The following is a 19,499-nucleotide window of genomic DNA, read 5'->3' on the forward strand; positions in this document are numbered from 1 at the left end:
TACCTTTTATGTGATTTGCTGTACTTATTGTGCGTTGGGGATAATAAAACTTATTTGGGTAAATTGGTGCTGTGTGCATGTGATTTTTAGCGTTGAATCACGACCAAATTGATTGGATAAGCGTTTATCGACTATCTCCATCCCCAATCCGATATGGCTATCTGCTGGTGGCTGATAACTTCCAGCATTATCTTCAACCGTGATTTCATAGCCTAATGGGTGAGGTTGGCTATAAATCTTCACGATTCCGCCTTCTAATAGATTAGAAATACCGTGTTTGATAGCGTTTTCTACCAGAGGTTGAAGCGTAAAACTGGGCAGTTTGGTATCAAGTAATTCATGTTGAATATTAATGTCGACATCAAGGCGATCAGTAAAACGGGCTTTTTCTATAGTGAGATAGGCGTTTACGTGTGCCAACTCTTCTCGTAGCGTCACGGTGTTGATATTTTGCTTTAAGTTACTGCGGAAAAATTGCGATAAGTTTTGAATAAGCTCTCGGGCTTTATCTGGATCGCGTCTTGTAATAGCACTGATGGTATTAAGGGCATTAAACAAGAAGTGAGGATTCACTTGCGCATGTAGCAGTTTGATTTCGGCTTGTGATAATAAGGTTTGTTGCTGCAAGTAATCACCGTAAAGAATTTGGCTGGATAGTAACTGCGCAATACCTTCTGCCATCGACATGTTAGCGGTTGAAAACAGTTTTCGTTTTGGCTCATACAACTTAATGGTGCCGACAACTTGATTGCCTGCACGCAGTGGAATGATAAGAGCCGAACCGAGTTTACAGTCATGGGCAATGGAGCATTGATAAGGGGATTCACGGCCATCAAGGTAGATGATGTCATTTTGTTCTATCGAATCTAAGGTGCTTTGTGAAGAAATAGGGGTGTTTGGCTTATGGTGATCATCCCCGATCCCGACAAAGGCCAAAAGCTTTTCTTGGTCTGTGATCGCAACGGCACCGACCTTGGTTTCTTCATAAATAATACGAGCGATCTTATTGGCATTGTCACTGTTAAAGCCTGTACTAAGAATACCAACCGAGCGATCTGCAATGGTTAAGGCACGGCGAGAAAAGGCCGCAGAGTATTTTTCAAATATTGTTTTACGATCTTGCAGAATACTCATAAACAGTGCCGCACCAACGGAATTGGCAATGATCATTGGAACTGCAATGGTAGAAACGAGCTCATAGGCTTGGTCAAAAGGTTTGGCGACAGTGATTAAGATGATCATCTGCACCACTTCAGCAACAAAGGTGACACCAAACACCATGCAAGGGTTAAATAACAATGCGCCTTTGTTACGTTTAAGCAGGTAAACATGGAGTAAACCACCGATTAAGCCTTCGGCAGTGGTCGAAATGGTACAGGCAAGATCAGTAAAGCCACCAAGAGTATAGCGATGAATACCGCCCGTTAAACCCACCGCAAAACCTACCACAGGGCCGCCAAATAATCCGCCCATAACGGCACCAATAGCACGGGTGTTCGCAATTGCATCGTTGATATGCAAGCCAAAATAGGTACCGAGAATGCAAAAGCCAGAAAACAGCACGTAACAAATCAGCTTATGACTAAAACGAGAAGAAATGCTCAATAAAGGCAAAATAATGGGGGTTTTACTCAGCATATAAGCCAGTACTAAGTAAACACACATTTGCTGTAGCAAAGAGACAATCAATTCCATATTGGAGCTCATGATAAAAATAATGCGCGATTGTAAGGCAAACAAAAAAAGCCTGCGGTGCGCAGGCTCTTAGATCGAGGAATCAAGCAAATTAATATGTGCGATTATGCCGTTTCTGACGTTGCTTTTATTTCTTCCTCATCGGCAAAGTCAGTATCACCTTTGCCTTTCGAGATTTTTATTACGTAACCTGTTACGAATAGCGAGAATACAATACCGACAATGGTAGAGATCTGCATAGGTAAGCCGAAACCTAATGTGCTGTTATTTAAAATGAAGGTCACACACACTGTTGTCATGAAGATGGCTGGAACGGTAGTGATCCAGTGCAACTTATTATGGCGAAGTAAGTAAGCAGAAGCCGTCCAGAGCATCATCACAGCAGTGGTTTGGTTAGCAAAGCCGAAGTAACGCCAGATAATCCCGAAATCGACTTGGGTTAAAATGCCACCTAGTACAAACAGTGGAATAGCCATTAGTAGACGATTACGCAGTGTTTTTTGCTCAACGTTGAAGTACTCAGCTAAGATCAAACGGCTTGAACGAAACGCGGTATCACCAGAGGTAATAGGTAGAATCACAACACCTAAGAACGCTAAGACGCCACCAAACGTACCCAGTAAACCAAAAGATGCACTGTAAACTACGTTACCAGGACCACCATTTTTTACCGCTTCAGAAAGAGACTCAAGCGAGCCGAAGAAAGACAGAGCAATAGCACACCAAATTAGCGCAATCACACCTTCACCGATCATCGCACCGTAGAATACGAAGCGACCATTTTTCTCATTGTGCATACAGCGCGCCATTAATGGCGATTGTGTCGCATGGAAACCAGAGATAGCACCACAAGCGATAGTAATGAACAATGCAGGCCATAGTGGCATGTCATTCGGGTTTAAGTTAGTGAACATTTCGCTCACTTTGAAATCACCCATTACGGTATGTTCGCTAGAGAACGCAATGGCTGCCATTAAGCCCACAGACATGAAAATTAGAAGTGCACCAAATAATGGATAAAAGCGACCAATGATCTTATCAACAGGCACAATTGTTGCCAGAATGTAGTAGCCAAAAATAAGCACAACCATCGTAGTTACGTTAACGCTTAGGCTGGTTTGGTCATTGATAAGGTTAGTGATCATATCTGCAGGAGCAGAAACAAAGACCACACCGACAAGCAAGAGGAGAACAATGGCAAAAAGGTTCATAAAGTGTTTTGCGCCATTGCCTAGGTAACGACCTGTAATACTCGGTACTGATGCGCCACCATTACGGATAGATAACATACCAGAGAAGTAATCGTGAACAGCACCTGCGAAAATACAGCCAACCACAATCCAGAGCATTGCAGCTGGGCCATACAGCGCACCCATGATAGGGCCAAAAATAGGACCAACACCGGCGATGTTGAGTAACTGAACGAGGTAGACACGTTTTGTCGACATAGGAACAAAGTCGACACCATCTGTTTTGGTATGTGCAGGGGTTTTACGGTGTTCCTTTATGCCGAATACTTTCTCTACGAAAGCACCGTAAATAAAGTAGCCACCAATAAGCGCGGCGACACAGGTCAGAAACCACATCATAGCAATTGTCCTTAATATAGTAGGGGGAAGCTAGGGTGTATGGTATTGGTCTTTTTAGTTAGCCGCATTTAGTTAATAGGTGAGTGGCAGGATAGTGCGATGAGTGGTTACAGAGAAGGTTAAGTGGTTTGGTATACAGTAGAGGAGAGCTAGAAAGTTGATGAAATTGATAGCGTTATTGATAAGTAACGAACTGTGAAATGAGAAAATCATCACATAAGCGATATCGTTATGCCTATTCTGATTTATGAGGATAATGATCGTATTATCTGATGATTTTCTTTTGTAAAAAGTATTCATAACAATGAATATAGAATAAAACTATTTAAGATAATCGAACAAAACGTTACCGTATGAAAGCGTAAAGTCGACGATTTGATGCTTACCCCCAATGACTTTTTTGATAGGTAGTTGAGCAACCGGCGCTAGGGCATGTTCGAATAACTGAAGCGCTGCAGGGCCTGTCCACACGCCTTTAACGTTTACATCTGCCATGTAATATTCAATTAATTGGCAAACGTCAGTGCCTTTTCCTGTCACACTGGGGATTACCTTTAAAATATAATTAGGTGTGGTTTCGAGTGCTGATTTTGTTGCAGCAATATCACCTTCATAATATTTATACCCCATAGTGCCAATAGCGACTTCGGTTTGATTGTATTTTAATCGTCCCGTCAGGGTGTCAACATCGACATCGAGTGAGGGAAAACCATATTTTTTAGGAAATCCCCAAATTTCTCTGCCGGCAACAATAGAGGCGACATCATCGACAAACATGAGGTGGCTATAAAGTCCTTTCCTACCATTGTACTCAACTTCAATTACTTGACCTGATTCTTTAAAGCTCCCAAACCCAGCAGAATCTGGCATTTTCATAAATTCAAAATGTACGACATTACTGATCACTTTTAAGGGCTCTGGTACCACTTCTTTTAATAATTCGATGTCAGTTTCATAAGAGATGATCAGATATTCTCTATCTTTAAATTTATAATCGATGAGAGGTGCCGAGGGGGTTGTGATCGGCATAGAAAAAGCATTATTTTTTATTTGTTCTATTTTCATATTTTATCTCTATCTGTTTTTAAATAAGATCTTCATCCAAGGTATAAATATGGATATCGTTATCATTTTCATCGATTAACCATTGTTCATGATCTTTTTGATAAAGTGCGAGAGTATCTTTGTAACCATTATCTCGATGGCGATAATAATTTTCTTTGCTGAAGTTATAGTCTTTACTTTCAAGTTCAGTTTGTTGAGAGTGATAAATTAAATGAACAATCTCGAGGCTATTGGTATGACTTAATTTTAATATTTCTTGAACTTTGGGATCTTTCTTATCTTCTTCCGATAAAAATTGCGTTAAGTAAGTAATCGCAGAACACAGATTTTTAGAGGTTGAATAAAGATAAGATGCCCTTCGAGTTCTTGAAGAAAATTGAATGTCTTTTACTCTTTCAGCTAATGCATTCATGTTGGTTGGTAAATCACCTTTGGCTGAAAATAAGTCCACCATGAAACACAACTTATTTCGACGACCATTAGGATTATTCAATATTCTTTCTAGTATCGACATGATCGGTGTATTTGAATATAACCCACCATCGATATAATATTTTCCATCAATTTCAACCGGTGGAAAGCCGGGTGGCATCGCACCACTTGCCATAATATGATCAGCCGTGATGGTTTCATGAAAACTATCGAATGTTTTAAAATCACCACTTTCAAGATCGACCGCACAGAGACTTAATCTGACTTCTTTTTGATTTAAATAGTCAAAATCGATTAGTTCATTGAGTGTTTCTTTTAATGGTGAGGTGTCATAGTAACTCAAGTCTGATGTTTTATATGTTTCAAATTCGCTTGGCCATATTTTAGGTTTAAAAAAACCGGGTTGACCTTGCCATATTGCTTGTTGTGCATCTGCCCAGTTTTTCATTTTATTATTGAAGTTAAAAAAGAGATTGGAAAAAGACATGGAAGAGGTCACTCTTTCCCAAAATATCTCAAGATTCTTCAATCTATTTTCTGGTTTATTACCCGCAATAATGGCGGCATTAATCGCGCCGATAGAAATACCGATAATAGAGTCTGGGGCAAAGCCTTTTTCATTTAATGCTTGAAACGCCCCTAATTGATAAGAGCCTAATGCTCCGCCACCTTGGAAGACATAAACAATCTTTTTATTGGTTTTATTCTGCATTAATAATGCCTTATAGGAAATGGCTAAATACGTATGGCTGACTTTGAACCGTGAACTAAAAATTCAAAGTCAGAGGGAGAAATAAACAATAAATATTGTTATTGCATAAACCAGCCATGACTAACGACAAGAGATTGCCCTGTTAAGGCATTGGTTTCCCAACTAGCAAAAACAACAGCGGCTTGCGCGATGTCTTTCATCGTTGAAAATTGTCCATCAACCGTATCTTTTAACATCACATTTTTAACAACTTCATCTTCAGTGATGCCTAACTCTTTTGCTTGTTCTGGAATTTGTTTTTCGACTAGTGGGGTTTTAACGTAACCGGGGCAAATAACATTCGCTCTCACGTTATATTCAGCGCCTTCCTTTGCAACAACTTCACATAAGCCAATTAGGCCATGTTTTGCTGTAACGTAAGGGGCTTTTAATTTAGAGGCTTCTTTACTATGAACTGAGCCCATATAAATAATTGAGCCTGATTTTTGTTTGTACATGTGTTTTAAACAGGCTTTGGTTGTTAAGAATGCTCCATCTAAATGTACAGAGAGTAAATCTTTCCATTGTTGATAAGTTAATTCTTCAACAGACGCGATATGTTGATATCCCGCATTAGCAACTAAAATATCGATTCGACCAAAGTTATCAATAACCGTTTGAATGTCATTATTGACTTGCTCTTCATTGGTCACGTTCATTGAAATAGCGAGCGCATCTGAACCGTTATTTTTTATTTCTGCGACCGTTTTTTCCGCTGCATTAATATCTAAATCGGCAACAATAACTTTAGCGCCTTCTTTAGCATATTCAAAAGCAATAGCGCGACCAATTCCACTTGCAGCACCTGTAATAATAGCGACTTTATTTTCTAATTTCATATATAACCCCTTTTACATTGTGTGTTTTTTAAGCGGTGTTATATTTAATATACATAAGAAATAGAATTAAAAAGCGATCAAAAAAGTAATGTAAACTTTCATTTAATTAAAAGTGTAATAATTATTTTAATTTGAATTCGTTCAATATCTATTAAGTATAAATACGTCAGTGTTAAGTAGTATTTAAATTTCAACGAAAAGAAAATTATTTATGAGAATAACAGTAATTGATAAAGATGTTATTATTTTTATGGATTGATATTAAGAATATAAAATATGGGTTACCGTTTCTTCATCTAATTATTGATAGCTATCTTGTGACAAGGCTTTTACTAAGTAAAATTTATCTCGCCCGTTGTTGATCCTTCTAAAAAATGAATACGTAAATGAAACTGTAACATTTAATTTCTTAGTCGTTAGAGGGTTAACCATGTTAAAAACAGTACTTATTTCAGCATCGATTTTAGTAGGAAGTTTAGTCAGTGTTAATGCTTACGCCGGGCATCATGGAGAGAAAGAGGATATTGTTGATATTGCCGTTGAAAATGGCTCATTTACCACGCTTGTTACTGCCGTGAAAGCTGCGGGTCTGGTTGATACACTCAAGGGAACGGGACCATTTACGGTATTAGCGCCAACAGATGAAGCATTCAGCAAACTCCCTGCTGGTACTGTTGAAACTTTGCTAAAGCCCGAGAATAAACAAAAGCTAATTGATATCCTCACTTACCACGTTATATCTGGAAAAGTTATGGCAGATGATGTGGTTAAATTAAATGACGCGACAACACTTGAAGGTCAGAAAGTGAAAATCACAGTCGATGGCGGCAACGTAATGATTAATGATGCAAAGGTTATTAAAACCGATGTGAAAGCCAGTAATGGTGTGATTCACGTAATTGACAGCGTATTAATACAGTCGAGTAACTAGATAACATATTTTAAATAATATCACTTTATTGATTCCCCCTTGATAAATGTGTTTAGTCTTAATTTAAAAATGGATAGGAGCTAATGCTGCTATCCATTTTGTTATTCGATAAATAAAGTGTTTTTCTTCCAATAAACTAACTTACATTATTGTCTTTTTAGAACGAATGTTACTTAGAGTAAAAGGAACATTCGAGCATAGAATATATTTAAGATACCGCACTAATATAACAACTAGATAGACATTCACCGCACCCATTGCAATCATCATTTAAGATGGGGATGCTGTTCGCTATTAGGCTGAGTGCTTGTTTGGGGCAATCATCAACACATTCTTGGCAGTTATCAAAAATTTTGGCGTTACAGCTTTTACTAAAGGTTGGACGCCACCCTGTATCTGTGGTGTTAAGGGTATTCAGTGCTTGAGTATCACAAGCATTAATACAGGCTTGGCAAAAGGTGCAATGGTTAAAACTCAGATCCATTACAGGCCCACTTGTTCCCATTGCTAAGATATTCTGTGGGCAAGCCGCGACACACTTTTCGCAGTTATTACATAAACGAGAAAATAGGCTTTCTTCGACAGCACCGAGTGGCCTTCCTGTATTAATACTGTCAGCTTTTAGGGTATCGGCAGATTGCGATACACCGCGCGATAGCGCACGAAATAAACCACGGCGACTGTGGTTTATTTCATGTTCGTTAGGCACTGATTCGGTGCTATCGGTTTTCATTATTCGCTCTCTTGCCAGTAGTTACGGTGTGATGCGATTTGTAACTGTTGCTCTTCACAATAGATGATTAACCATGCCTGTGTATAAGCAGCCAGTTGTTGGTAAAAAGCGGTTTCAGCATGTTGCTGCATGCTTTCAAGCATGAAAGGCGCAAAGGGCATTAAGTGCTCACTGAGCAACTGATTTGCTGCTGCTTGATTATCTTGCTCAAGTAATAACGATACCAGCATTAGCATTAAACCGATGTGATCTTCTGGCTCGCGCATACCCGTATCGCAGGCTAAACCTTGTTGGCGAGTAAACTCACGGTATGCCAAGGTTGATGAACCAAATAAGGCATTTTCTTTATCTAAATACGCCGATCCCCATGGTGGACAAGGCATATCACCACAGCCTTGTAGTAATTGAAAGTGATCAGCTTCGAGATCTTCCGTGTTAACAATACGGGCAAGTTCTGCAATATTTTTTAATAAATCATCATCTTGATCTGTGAAAGCTTGCAAGATGGTTATGCCATTGTTTGATGTTGGTGAGTAGAACAAAAGACCACCAAGAAGGCGAAAAAGTGTAGCTTCGTAATACATAGAGAATACTTGATAAATTTTTGGCGGAGCATACCGAGTTAATAAGCGGAAAAAATTGCGCTTGGTCAAAAAAACAAAACAAGCAATTGCATTTAATTATGTTATTAAATGCTTGTTAAATATTGGTGAAAATTTCAGATTATATAAATTTGTGACTAGCTTCTCAGTTGCGAATCAACAATTATGGAATTTCATATTGCAAATACGATTTGTTGATTTAGCGCAATAATTCCCTCTGTAATTTCAGTGTAAAAGAACGCCCAGAAAAAGACCGCGAGAGTCTTTTCGCATTTTTTATGAGTAGTTGTCCTATGAAAAACACACTGAAAGCAATGATTTCCGGTGGCCTATCAAGACGTGATTTTATGAAAACGTCGAGTGCTGTCGGTGGATTGGCTGCGACTGCCAGCGCCATGACCCTGCCATTTAAATCAAGCCCTGTTGCTGCCGCGACAGAGCAAGCGGTGAATGAAAAAATCGTCTGGAGTGCGTGCACCGTTAACTGTGGTAGCCGTTGTCCATTACGCATGCATGTAGTTGATGGTGAAATCAAATGGGTTGAAACCGACAATACAGGTGATGATGAATACGGTAATCACCAAGTGCGTGCGTGTTTACGTGGCCGTTCAATGCGTCGCCGTGTTTACAACCCTGATCGTTTGAAGTACCCAATGAAACGTGTCGGAAATCGTGGTGAAGGTAAATTCAAACGTATTTCATGGGATGAGGCGTATGATGAAATCGCTAACAATATGAAGCGAATCATCAAAGATCACGGTAATGAAGCGATCTATCTGAACTATGGCACAGGTACGCTGGGTGGCACAGTAACAAAATCATGGCCGCCAGCAAGCTCGTTAGTTGCACGTATGATGAACCTTTGTGGTGGTTACTTAAATCATTACGGTGACTACTCAACAGCACAAATCAAAGAAGGCCTTAACTACACCTATGGTGGCTGGGGGGCTGGTAACTCGTTCTCTGATCTTGAAAACACCAAGTTAATTGTACAGTTTGGTAATAACCCTGCTGAAACGCGTATGTCAGGCGGCGGTTTGATTCATCACTTAATGGAATCAAAAGAGCGTTCAAAAGCACGCATGATCATGGTTGACCCTCGTTATACTGATACTGCGGGTGGTCGTGAAGATGAGTGGGTCCCAATTCGTCCAGGTACAGACGCAGCATTTGTAGCGGCAATGGCGTATGTAATGATCAAAGAAGATTTGGTCGATCAGCCATTCTTGGATAAATACTGTGTCGGTTACGATGAGAAAACCTTACCAGCATCAGCGCCTGCTAAGAGTGACTACAAGTCTTACATCTTAGGTGAAGGCGAAGACGGTATTGTGAAAACCCCTGAGTGGGCAGCAAAAATTACCGGGATTCCGGTTGATACCATTATTAAAACCGCCCGTGAAATTGGCTCAACCAAACCTTGTGCGGTACTGCAAGGGTGGGGCTTACAGCGTACCGCTAATGGTGAAATTGCCTGTCGTGCGATCGCAATGTTAGCACTGCTAACAGGTAACGTGGGTATTAACGGTGGTGGTACTGGTGCGCGTGAATCTGACTACAACATTCCGTTTGTCCGTTTCCCAACCTTAACGAACCCTATTGAAGCGTCGATCCCTATGTTCCTATGGACAGATGCGATTGTGCGCGGCACTGAAATGACCGATCTACGTGATGGTGTCCGTGGGGTTAAACAGCTCAAATCACCAATTAAAATGATTTGGAACTACGCGGGTAACTGTTTGATCAATCAGCATTCTGATATCAATAAAACTCACGAGATATTACAAGACGACAAAGCCTGTGAGCTGATTGTGGTGATTGATAACCACATGACTTCATCGGCAAAATATGCCGATATCGTCTTGCCCGATCTAACAACGTCAGAGCAATCTGATTTCTGTATGGATACTAAAGCAGCCAACATGCCGTATTTCATTTTTGCTGATAAAGCGATTGAACCGCAGTTTGAAGCCAAAGGTATTTACGAAATGTGTTCTGAAATTTCAAAACGCATGGGCGTGGGTGAGCAGTTTACCGAGGGGCGCGATCAAGAAGGGTGGCTACGTCACTTGTATGCGTTAACCCGTGAGCAAGATCCATCACTGCCTGATTTTGAAACCATGCGTAAGCTAGGTATCTACAAGCGTCGCGATCCAAACGGCCACTTTGTTGCTTACAAAGACTTCCGTGAAGATCCAGAGAAGAATCCGTTAACCACACCATCGGGCAAGATTGAGATCTACTCTGAGCGTTTAGCACACCTAGCGGCAACATGGGAGCTTCAAGAAGACGAAGTGATCCACCCATTGCCTATCTATGTGTCAACGTTTGATGGTTGGGATTCAAAACAGCGTGAGCAATTCCCACTACAGTTAACCGGTTTCCACTACAAAGCCCGTTGTCACTCAACCTATGGCAATGTCGATGTGATCAAAGAAGCGGCACGTCAAGAAATGTGGATTAACCCGATTGATGCCCAGCAACGTGGTATCGAAAACGGCGATTTGATCCGTATTTTCAACGATCGTGGTGAAACCCAAATTCCAGCCAAAGTCACCCCACGTATTCTGCCGGGTGTGGTCGCGTTAGGTGAAGGTGCTTGGTATGCCCCTGATAAACGTAAAGTCGATAAAGGTGGCTGTATCAACGTATTAACCTCGCAGCGTCCGAGTCCGCTGGCGAAAGGTAATCCACAGCATACTAACTTAGTGGAAGTTCAACTGGTGAAAAAGGCATAAGGTTAAAGCATGAAACAATACGGCTTTTATATTGATTCAAGTAAGTGCACCGGTTGTAAAACGTGTCAGCTTGCTTGTAAAGACAACAAAGATTTAGATGTTGGGGCTAACTTCCGTCGTGTATACGAATATGCGGGTGGTAACTGGGTAAAAGATAACGGCACTTGGCGTCAAGACGTGTTTTCTTACTATGTATCGATGGCGTGTAATCACTGTACTAAACCTGCTTGTACCAAAGTTTGTCCAAGCGGCGCGATGCACAAGCGTAAAGAAGACGGCTTTGTGGTTGTCGATACTGAAAAATGTATCGGTTGTCAGTACTGTGGCATGGCATGTCCGTACGGCGCACCACAATACAATGCTGAAAAAGGTCACATGACCAAATGTGATGGTTGTTATGAGCGAGTTGGTCAAGGGCTACAGCCTATTTGTGTCGATTCTTGTCCACTTCGTGCATTGGAGTTTGGCCCTATTGCAGAGCTACGCGCCAAATACGGCAGTCATGCAGAAGTGGCACCGCTACCAAAAGCATCACTAACGCAACCAAACATCATCATTAAACCGAACCGCCATGCGCGTCCTTGTGGAGACACCACAGGTCACTTGGCTAACCCGAAGGAAGTGTAATATGGCATGGCATGAATGGCCGCTTATCGTCTTTACGGTATTGGCACAAACATCGGTAGGTGCATTTTTAGTGTTAGCCACCATGATGTTAACAAAGCAACTGTCACTCGCTGCAGAAAAGCGTCTTCATAAAGCGATGTTCGGTTTATGGGCAATAATGGGATTGGGTTTCCTTGCATCGATTATGCACCTTGGTAGTCCACTACGCGCAATGAATGCGTTGAATATGCTGGGTAGCTCTTGGTTATCAAATGAAATTGCAACGGGTAGTGCCTTCTTCGCTTTAGGTGGCATGTTCTGGTTATTGTCGGTATTAAACGTTGGCAGTGTAGCAATCCGCAAAGCCCTGATGATCGGCGCAATGCTGGTGGGCGTTGCCTTTATGTATGCGATGACCATGGTATATATGATTGATACTGTGCCAACGTGGTACACACCGCTAACGCCAGCAGCATTTATGATCACTATGCTGATCAGCGGTACAGCATTGGCACAACTACTGTTATCAGTGGCAAAACATGACAGCACAGTAGCGAACAAGCTACTACCTGTTATGGGGCTGGTGGGGATGTTCGCGGTAGTGGTAGTTGTGATGTTGCTTTCATCGCACCTTGCAAGTATTGAAACCAGTGTGACGACAGCATTAGCGGTAGTGCCACAGCACACAAGCTTGCAGATCGCTCGTATTGTCTTAATCGTTACTGCGATGTTGCTGTGGTTATTACCTGTAGTTCAGCGTAAAAACGTAACGGTATTACCAATGGCTATGGCATTTACCATGATTGTGGTAGCAGAGCTAATCGGTCGTGGCTTCTTCTATGGCATGCACTTAAGCGCTGGTATGTAATACGCTGCCATATAAGCGAAATATTGATGAAGAATAAAATGGATAGGGGCGTGAGTTCCTATTCATTTTTTATTTTGGATTATAGAAAAGTATCACGCTGCTATGAGCTATGAGCTATGAGCTATGAGCTATGAGCTATGGCTTATTGCTGTCAATTAATTCATCGTTCTTATAACGTAATCGACCAATTTGATCGCCTTGCTTATTGTATATTTTTACCACCCCATTTTTTTTGCCATCAACATAATATTCTTCAACCTTTAACTGCCCATTTCTAAAGTAACTTTTCGTAGTTCCGTTTAGTTTGCCTCTACGATAATTTTCTTCAAATTCCAGTGTACCGTCATCATAGTAGCCTTTTAAACTTCCCCGAGGTTTGCCATTAACATAGTTTTCTTCAAGTTTGATCCCGCCATGTTCGTAGTAAGCTTTTAACAGCCCATGCGTTTGCCCATTAAGATAGTTTTCTTCGTATTTTAAGGCACCACTTTTATAATAAATTTTGCTGGGTCCTTGTGGATAGCCGTTACGAAAATAGCCAACAAGCTGAAGCGCTCCATTGTCGTAATAGCTTTTAACCATGCCCTCGGGTTTGCCATTTTTAAAATAGCCTTCAGTTCTTAACACGCCATTTTTGTAAAAGCCTTTTCGTAGCCCTTCGAGCTTACCGTTTACATAGTTATCTAGGCTTCTTAGTTCACCTGTGGGGTAGTATGTTTTGTGAATAGCGGCAAAAGATACAATTGGAACAACCAGTAATAACGTTGTGAGCAAGGCTATTATTTTTTTCATCTTGTCACTCTACTTAATCCACTATGATTAGAGAATTATAGGTTTAGCTTTGTTTCGTCGGAGCATCATCAGTGAGAGTTGAAGACAAAATTTGTCTAGATCTTACTTTCGTACCACCATGTACGCTGAATTTTTTAAATTGAAATAGGGGATTAAGTGCTAAAGTTTTTTTACTTTTTTAAAATATATTTATGAATTTATATTTTTTAAAATTAGTAGAGATATTATTTACAGGTGAAAATGTAGATATGATACTGATTGATTTTTCTATTCTATACGATTAAAGATTTATTAAGATAATATTATCTTTAATTTAAATGAAAAGAATAAAAAGCATGCATAAGCGAGCTTTTAGCTGTAATTATATACAATATGAAATTCATTATTCATAATTTCAGACTGGTTGCAATCTAATCAAACTTAGGTGGGATAAGGTGTTTGATTTAATTTATGTGATCTAAGTTGCGTACCAGTCTATTTGAAATTAATTTTTAAAATTAAAACAAAAGGTTAACCTATCTGGATGGTTAGCTTGGTCATATCGGAAGCGTTAACGTAAATTGCGGTATCAGCATTACCATGGTTATTGTGACGTTCAAGTCTGAACCCATTTCTTATTGTAGGGTTTTCATTGATGAAAGTATTGAAAGCTTCGATACTGGTCGTTGAGTCTATTATAGAATCAATTTCTCGATGGTTTGTTCCTTGTTGAATAATACCTGTTATCTTAAACTCACGAATTTCCATTATAAATCCTTAATAGATTTTAGAATTAATTCTTATTTTACAGTTATTATATTATTTATATCTGATAATAGAAATATCAAAGAATAATGAAAGCGATCTAGATCTAATATTTAGGTAATATAATGATATATACTTCTAATATTAACTCATCGTATTGACTAAATGTTGATACAGTTCACCTTTTAACTAATACCCCGTTAGCTCCATGTAGCCTTCAGCACGATGCGAGCCTTTAATAATGATAGGTCCTTCCCAATAGGGAATGGTTAAAGGCATTTTTGCATTTGGATTAAGTGCTGATAAAACGAGATCGATCTTTTGGCTTGGTATTGCGAGTTGCCATTCTGTTGGGTAGGAGCGATCATTAATCTCTGTATATGCACGAGGACGTAAACGTATATCTTCTGAATCAATGATGGCGTTCTCACCATTACGGCGCATTATTTTAGCATGTTGGTAGCTAGCTTTACCTGTATTGGAGTCTCGGAGTTGGAAAACAATCAGGCTTTCACTATTGGATAACCTTATAGCAAACCAGTCCCAGCCTTGTTGAGAATCAAGTAGGAACTGAGAGCTCCACTCTCTATCAATCCAGCCCGTTCCTGATACCTGATGTTGCTTACCATCAATAGTCACTTCGCCTGTTACTTTGATAAAAGGCTGGCTGTAGTAATATGACGCGACTTTTCCATCTTGGCTTTTGGTGCTAAATCCATTGTCTCCTTGCTTATGATAAGGAGCATCGGTTGTTAAGGTTAAAGAATATCCGAAGCGCTTATCCTTAACGTTGAGTGTTGCTGGAAACAGATCCTTGGTTGAAGAAAGCCACTGCCAATCGTCAAGATAGGCTCTAAATGGTTGTGATTCTATACCAGCTAAAGCGGGTTGATCCCGGGACCATTTTTCAGCTGCCAAATGTTGATCTGTTGTCGTCACCGCACTGTGCGCCATATAGATCTGTTTACTTTGCCAAGTGTTCGCTGCTTGATGAGCGTGAGCGGATGGAGGAGACGTCGCAAAGCGAAATTGTGTCCATTGAATGCCTAACGCTTGTCCCTCATCGTCGATTAAATTTGCGGTCAAGTACCACCATTCATGACGAAATTCATTATGCGCTCTATGATCGTCAGGAAAGACAATATCAACGCCTTTTTTAACCTTTGCAAATGCCGTTTGCGCTTCATCACTGGCAGTTGGACTTAATATCACTCCCATGCTTTTTGTCGATTGTTTATCGCAGCCAATTAACAATATAAAAACCAAGCTATAGAACAAATACATGCGTTTCATTACATGACCTCACTTTGTAAACTGGAGACCATTGGCTGACTCACTAGCCGCCAAAGTGGAAGTAAGGTGGCGATGACGGCAATAAGAATCGTCATTACTGCAATACTTAACGCATCTTCCCAACGCCATAGATAATGCAAACTCCATCCAAAGGCTCTTAATGTCACAATGTCAGTCAGCACATATCCCACCAACGCCCCCAGAGGTAATGCAATCAACAAAGTGAACGTCACCAGTGCGACGATTTGTCCGGTTGTCATATACATCAATTTTCTTCGACTTATTCCAAGGGCATAAAGGCGAGCAATTGACGCTTTACGTGCTTCAAGCAACATAAAGCAAGAACTAAACAGTCCTATTACCGCGACCATCAAGGTCACACCATTTAATGCGCGAGTGATAGCGAATGTTTGAGAAAAGATATTCAATGCAATGGTTTTTATTTGTGATTGTTCATAGAGCTGACTAGGGTGCAAATTGAGTTGTTTTTCTAACTGCTTTAAAACCACCTCATGCTCGCCAGAGACTTTTACGCCAAGGCTGGTCGGTGTATCGGTAAATCCTTTTTTTTGCCATAGCTGAGGAGAAATAAGTACTTCTCCATTCGGTGAGCCATAGTCATAAAAAATCGCCCCGACACGTAAAATGGGTTGTTGAAATGCTTCCAGTTTCAATTCACTGCCCAGAGACAGCCCAAGCTTGATGGCGGTTGGCTCACTGATAGCGGCAACCTTATTTGCGTAAAATTGTTGCCAAAAATTAGGTATCGCCGCTTTCAGTTGCAGTGTTTGCGCTAATGAATCTTCGTCCTTGGTTCCTAGTATAATAGGTAAGCCCTGTAGGTGTTCATTGACGTAATATTGCCTATAAACTTTTTCAATATTATCAATATGTTCAAGTGAACCATCAAGTTGTGCTAATTCGGCTTGAGTCGGGCTAATGTAAATATCGGCATGAAGCTTTTGTTCTAGCCATCGTTTTAAAGTGGACTCAAAACTGCCCACTAAAGTATTCATACCTATATTGGCAGTAACGGCTAATAGTAAAGCCATCATGGCTAATGATAATGGAGAGATCAGCTCACGAAGTTCAGCAAAGAGATAGTTGAGTAATCCTGGGGATGTTTTCCTTTCACTTAACCTCGCCAACGTTAGTAGAGACTTAGGAAGATATAAAGGTATCGAAATCACTAAGATCCCTAGCCAAAACATAGTGAAACGATGGTGTTCGGTGAACCACATTCCAAGTAACGATAGGGTCGTGAGAGCGACACCATATAAAAAGAGAGTGTTTTCATTCGATGGTGACGGTGCTTGGTAAAAGCCTCCATGAGAAGATAACGGCTGGTGAACACGTTGGTTAAAGTGCTGCCAACAAGCGGCTAATGTGGCAATGAGCGTCAGGAGTAAAGCTTGAGCCCACCACTGCCACTGCCACGTATCAGGAAGAAGCGTTGCGCCATAGAGTTGCTCTAGCGTCAGTGCCACAGTCGGGTGCAACCAATGGCTGAGTTGAATACCCAATATAAAGCCAAGTGTTGCTCCAATAAGTACTAAAAACGTTAACTCTATAAATAACGCCATAATCACGTTTGATGGCGTTAGTCCTGCTTGTTGGATTTGAACGAGCAGTCGATTACGTTTCAGTAAGCTATACCTTACACCGTTGTAGGCAATGAACAGACCAACTAAAAATGCGAGCAGACTCATTGCCGTTAAGTTGAGATGAAAACTATCGGTAAGCGAACGAAGATCTGCACTTTGATTATTACTGACCCACTTTGCTCGTTTATTCAAAAGTTGAATCCATTTATCTTTTTGAGTTACCGCGCTCTCAAAAACGGCAATATAACTTAACTGTTCAGGCTTATTGAGTAACTGTTGAGCAAAACTAATATCAGTTAATAGGCGATTACCAAGCTGCCACTCATCAGGTAAAGGGATCACCTGTGTTTTTATGTCATTAAGTATGAGCTCTGGTTTACTCCCCATACGCACGAATTGGGATTGGCTCATTAAAATAATCGGCTTACCCATTAATAGTTCCGCAATAGGAAGACCATCATTAAAAATTGAAACCTCTCGCGTATTGGTAGCGGTACTTTGATTACGCTCTATTGAGGAAATCGCTGCAATAAGATCGCTCCCCTGAACCGATAAACTACGCCCCTTTGAATCGCTAACTCGCCCTTCAATTACTGGCAGTGAATCGCTAAGTCCATGTTGCCTTAATAAGAAGTACAAAGATTGGGAAAGATAACGTTGACCTGATAACGGTAAAATAAGGTTAGTCGCTTGCGCACTTAGCTGCTCTGTTGATTCTGCATAACTACGTTTGGCATTAAGATTAATCGCTTGGACGGCGACGAATAAGGTTACAGCGAGCACAATACCGATAACAATGGCCGCAGCCTGAAGTGGCGCTTGCCGATAGTGAGCACGAAATAAATGTAATACCACGCGAATATGGCGAATATGGCGAATATTAAATCGTTGCATAGTACGGCTCATCTTTGTTGTTGGATTTTATCAGCTGGCCATTTAATAAGTGGTAATGAGTTTGCATGAAATCAGCGCACTCTTGACTGTGGGTCACTAGGATGAGCGCGGTATTACACTCTTCTATTAGCTCATTGAGTAAGCGCATGACTTCAATGCCAGCATTGTGATCGAGATTCCCCGTTGGTTCATCTGCTAATAACAGCTGTGGTTTGTGTGCCAGTGCTCTCGCTATTGCAACACGTTGTTGCTGACCTCCAGAGAGTGAAGAAACATGCCGATCGAGTAGCGATCTGATTTGAAGAACATCGACTAAATGATCACACCAGCTATCCCAAGGCTGTCGATTTAAAGAAAGGGGAAATGCAATGTTTTGCCTGACATTAAGTGGGGTTAGCAAATTAAATTGTTGGAATATAATCCCTAGCGTTTGAAAGCGGAAATGGCTCCATTGTTGATCGTTCCAAGACCCCGTATTTTCATTATTGAGCCATAACTCGCCATCAGTTAAAGGTTCAAAGCCTGCAATAATATTAAGAATCGTGCTTTTACCGCTGCCACTTGTCCCTGTTAAAGCAGCACTTTCGCCACGCGAAACTTGAAAATCAACATTATCTAATACGCGATGAGATTCTTTTCCATCGGCAAAAAATTTTGAGGCATTAATTAGAGAAACAAGCTTATCTTCCATGACTTTCTCCATTTTGCTGATCTTAATATAGATAAAATTAGTGCAAATTTTTGTGATTTATAAACACTCTTTAATTTTAGACAATCTTTGTCCAAGAAGGAGTAGATACAGTCACTAAAAGAATATGAATAAAAATCCTATTTAATAATAGGAGACGATTGTTTAACGTTTGTTTTTATATTTAGGATCAAAAATCATTTACGGATAAGCATCATGAACACATTTATTACATCGCTTTTAATTGATGTGTGAGTGATTTTTTACTATCGAATTATGTTTTATTTGAGAGGGAAATATTAAAAATAAAAAATTACAACGATATTCAGCCTTTTGCATTAAATATAGCAATAATAAACTTGGTAACATTTTTGAGCTTTATCACAAAAAGTGAAACTAAATTCGAGCCTCATTTTGCTAATAATTGTTAACTTTTAATCATTAATTGAAATATAAATGTTTATTCTATTAATGTTTTTGAAATATTACTGTTAGCGATAAATTGCTATCTGCGATCGAAATAACGTTTTGTTAGCAATATTATACATTTACAATCAAAAAGAGCTATAACTCTAAATTTATATGCATCATGTTGCTTTTGTTGGTGTTTATGATTTCAATGTATTTAATAATAA

At 40.1% G+C, this 19,499-nt stretch carries 16 protein-coding genes; 4 read left to right on the plus strand and 12 right to left on the minus strand.

The window, feature by feature from the left end; translation table 11 throughout:
• Positions 1-24: 24 nt before the first annotated feature.
• The 5 genes from BTO08_RS16480 to BTO08_RS16500 all read right to left on the minus strand — a co-directional run bounded on the left by BTO08_RS16480 (position 25) and on the right by BTO08_RS16500 (position 6,371).
• Positions 25-1,695 (minus strand): sensor histidine kinase, encoded by a 1,671-nt coding sequence (locus tag BTO08_RS16480; protein WP_105061728.1) that lies wholly within the window; start codon positions 1,693-1,695, stop codon positions 25-27.
• A 104-nt stretch (positions 1,696-1,799) separates the two neighbouring features.
• The gene (locus BTO08_RS16485) at positions 1,800-3,284 is read right to left on the minus strand and encodes a carbon starvation CstA family protein (RefSeq protein ID WP_045083645.1); all 1,485 of its coding nucleotides are present in this window, start codon (positions 3,282-3,284) and stop codon (positions 1,800-1,802) included.
• 321 nt (positions 3,285-3,605) lie between these two features.
• Positions 3,606-4,349, minus strand: a complete 744-nt coding sequence (locus BTO08_RS16490; RefSeq protein WP_105061729.1) for an acetoacetate decarboxylase — start codon at positions 4,347-4,349, stop codon at positions 3,606-3,608.
• Between the two features lie 19 nt (positions 4,350-4,368).
• Positions 4,369-5,493 carry a patatin-like phospholipase family protein gene (locus BTO08_RS16495; protein ID WP_105061730.1) on the minus strand — a complete coding sequence of 375 codons (1,125 nt, stop codon included), beginning with the start codon at positions 5,491-5,493 and terminating at the stop codon, positions 4,369-4,371.
• Positions 5,494-5,591: 98 nt separating this feature from the next.
• On the minus strand, positions 5,592-6,371 hold the full coding sequence (locus tag BTO08_RS16500; protein WP_105061731.1) for a 3-hydroxybutyrate dehydrogenase: 780 nt from the start codon (positions 6,369-6,371) through the stop codon (positions 5,592-5,594).
• A 430-nt stretch (positions 6,372-6,801) separates the two neighbouring features.
• Here BTO08_RS16500 and BTO08_RS16505 point away from each other — a divergent pair, with 430 nt between their 5' ends.
• The gene (locus tag BTO08_RS16505; protein ID WP_105061732.1) at positions 6,802-7,302 is read left to right on the plus strand and encodes a fasciclin domain-containing protein; all 501 of its coding nucleotides are present in this window, start codon (positions 6,802-6,804) and stop codon (positions 7,300-7,302) included.
• Positions 7,303-7,510: 208 nt separating this feature from the next.
• Here the strand turns inward: BTO08_RS16505 and napF are convergent, their stop codons facing one another.
• Both napF and BTO08_RS16515 read right to left on the minus strand, forming a co-directional pair.
• Complete coding sequence (gene napF, locus BTO08_RS16510; RefSeq protein WP_105061733.1) at positions 7,511-8,035, minus strand: ferredoxin-type protein NapF; 525 nt, start codon at positions 8,033-8,035, stop codon at positions 7,511-7,513.
• A complete protein-coding gene (locus BTO08_RS16515) occupies positions 8,035-8,619 on the minus strand; it encodes a molecular chaperone TorD family protein (RefSeq protein WP_105061734.1) in 585 nt (194 codons plus the stop codon). The genes napF and BTO08_RS16515 overlap by 1 nt, the downstream gene beginning before the upstream one ends.
• A gap of 311 nt (positions 8,620-8,930) precedes the next feature.
• Between BTO08_RS16515 and BTO08_RS16520 the strand changes: the two genes are divergently transcribed.
• From BTO08_RS16520 to BTO08_RS16530, 3 genes are read left to right on the plus strand one after another with little or no spacing between them, the layout of a single operon-like run.
• Entirely contained in the window at positions 8,931-11,375 is a 2,445-nt protein-coding gene (locus BTO08_RS16520; protein WP_105061735.1) for a DmsA/YnfE/YnfF family dimethyl sulfoxide reductase, read from the plus strand.
• Positions 11,376-11,384: 9 nt separating this feature from the next.
• Positions 11,385-12,002: a DMSO/selenate family reductase complex B subunit gene (locus BTO08_RS16525; RefSeq protein ID WP_105061736.1), complete on the plus strand. Its 618-nt coding sequence runs from the start codon at positions 11,385-11,387 to the stop codon at positions 12,000-12,002.
• A gap of 1 nt (position 12,003) precedes the next feature.
• Positions 12,004-12,849, plus strand: a complete 846-nt coding sequence (locus BTO08_RS16530) for a DmsC/YnfH family molybdoenzyme membrane anchor subunit (RefSeq protein WP_105061737.1) — start codon at positions 12,004-12,006, stop codon at positions 12,847-12,849.
• Positions 12,850-12,984: 135 nt separating this feature from the next.
• Here BTO08_RS16530 and BTO08_RS16535 read toward each other — a convergent pair whose 3' ends face one another.
• The 5 genes from BTO08_RS16535 to BTO08_RS16555 form a co-directional block, all read right to left on the minus strand.
• Positions 12,985-13,641, minus strand: coding sequence for a toxin-antitoxin system YwqK family antitoxin (locus tag BTO08_RS16535; protein WP_105061738.1), 657 nt, complete (start codon positions 13,639-13,641; stop codon positions 12,985-12,987).
• Positions 13,642-14,151: 510 nt separating this feature from the next.
• Complete coding sequence (locus BTO08_RS16540; RefSeq protein WP_045083649.1) at positions 14,152-14,388, minus strand: hypothetical protein; 237 nt, start codon at positions 14,386-14,388, stop codon at positions 14,152-14,154.
• A 186-nt stretch (positions 14,389-14,574) separates the two neighbouring features.
• Entirely contained in the window at positions 14,575-15,678 is a 1,104-nt protein-coding gene (locus BTO08_RS16545; RefSeq protein ID WP_105061739.1) for a lipocalin-like domain-containing protein, read from the minus strand.
• Positions 15,678-18,176, minus strand: coding sequence for an ABC transporter permease (locus BTO08_RS16550; RefSeq protein WP_105061740.1), 2,499 nt, complete (start codon positions 18,174-18,176; stop codon positions 15,678-15,680). Before BTO08_RS16550 ends, BTO08_RS16545 begins: the two co-directional genes overlap by 1 nt.
• Positions 18,163-18,867 carry an ABC transporter ATP-binding protein gene (locus BTO08_RS16555; RefSeq protein ID WP_105061741.1) on the minus strand — a complete coding sequence of 235 codons (705 nt, stop codon included), beginning with the start codon at positions 18,865-18,867 and terminating at the stop codon, positions 18,163-18,165. The genes BTO08_RS16550 and BTO08_RS16555 overlap by 14 nt, the downstream gene beginning before the upstream one ends.
• Positions 18,868-19,499: the final 632 nt, after the last annotated feature.

Source organism: Photobacterium angustum (genome assembly GCF_002954615.1).
GTDB classification, from domain to species: domain Bacteria; phylum Pseudomonadota; class Gammaproteobacteria; order Enterobacterales; family Vibrionaceae; genus Photobacterium; species Photobacterium angustum_A.

Bases quoted from the DNA above. Each gene is read 5' to 3' on its own strand.
- BTO08_RS16500 (WP_105061731.1), bottom strand. From the start codon at position 6,371: ATGAAATTAGAAAATAAAGTCGCTATTATTACAGGTGCTGCAAGTGGA.
- BTO08_RS16485 (WP_045083645.1), bottom strand. From the start codon at position 3,284: ATGATGTGGTTTCTGACCTGTGTCGCCGCGCTTATTGGTGGCTACTTT.
- BTO08_RS16480 (WP_105061728.1), bottom strand. From the start codon at position 1,695: ATGGAATTGATTGTCTCTTTGCTACAGCAAATGTGTGTTTACTTAGTA.
- BTO08_RS16545 (WP_105061739.1), bottom strand. From the start codon at position 15,678: ATGAAACGCATGTATTTGTTCTATAGCTTGGTTTTTATATTGTTAATT.
- BTO08_RS16535 (WP_105061738.1), bottom strand. From the start codon at position 13,641: ATGAAAAAAATAATAGCCTTGCTCACAACGTTATTACTGGTTGTTCCA.
- BTO08_RS16525 (WP_105061736.1), top strand. From the start codon at position 11,385: ATGAAACAATACGGCTTTTATATTGATTCAAGTAAGTGCACCGGTTGT.
- napF (WP_105061733.1), bottom strand. From the start codon at position 8,035: ATGAAAACCGATAGCACCGAATCAGTGCCTAACGAACATGAAATAAAC.
- BTO08_RS16550 (WP_105061740.1), bottom strand. From the start codon at position 18,176: ATGCAACGATTTAATATTCGCCATATTCGCCATATTCGCGTGGTATTA.
- BTO08_RS16495 (WP_105061730.1), bottom strand. From the start codon at position 5,493: ATGCAGAATAAAACCAATAAAAAGATTGTTTATGTCTTCCAAGGTGGC.
- BTO08_RS16505 (WP_105061732.1), top strand. From the start codon at position 6,802: ATGTTAAAAACAGTACTTATTTCAGCATCGATTTTAGTAGGAAGTTTA.
- BTO08_RS16490 (WP_105061729.1), bottom strand. From the start codon at position 4,349: ATGAAAATAGAACAAATAAAAAATAATGCTTTTTCTATGCCGATCACA.
- BTO08_RS16515 (WP_105061734.1), bottom strand. From the start codon at position 8,619: ATGTATTACGAAGCTACACTTTTTCGCCTTCTTGGTGGTCTTTTGTTC.
- BTO08_RS16530 (WP_105061737.1), top strand. From the start codon at position 12,004: ATGGCATGGCATGAATGGCCGCTTATCGTCTTTACGGTATTGGCACAA.
- BTO08_RS16555 (WP_105061741.1), bottom strand. From the start codon at position 18,867: ATGGAAGATAAGCTTGTTTCTCTAATTAATGCCTCAAAATTTTTTGCC.
- BTO08_RS16520 (WP_105061735.1), top strand. From the start codon at position 8,931: ATGAAAAACACACTGAAAGCAATGATTTCCGGTGGCCTATCAAGACGT.
- BTO08_RS16540 (WP_045083649.1), bottom strand. From the start codon at position 14,388: ATGGAAATTCGTGAGTTTAAGATAACAGGTATTATTCAACAAGGAACA.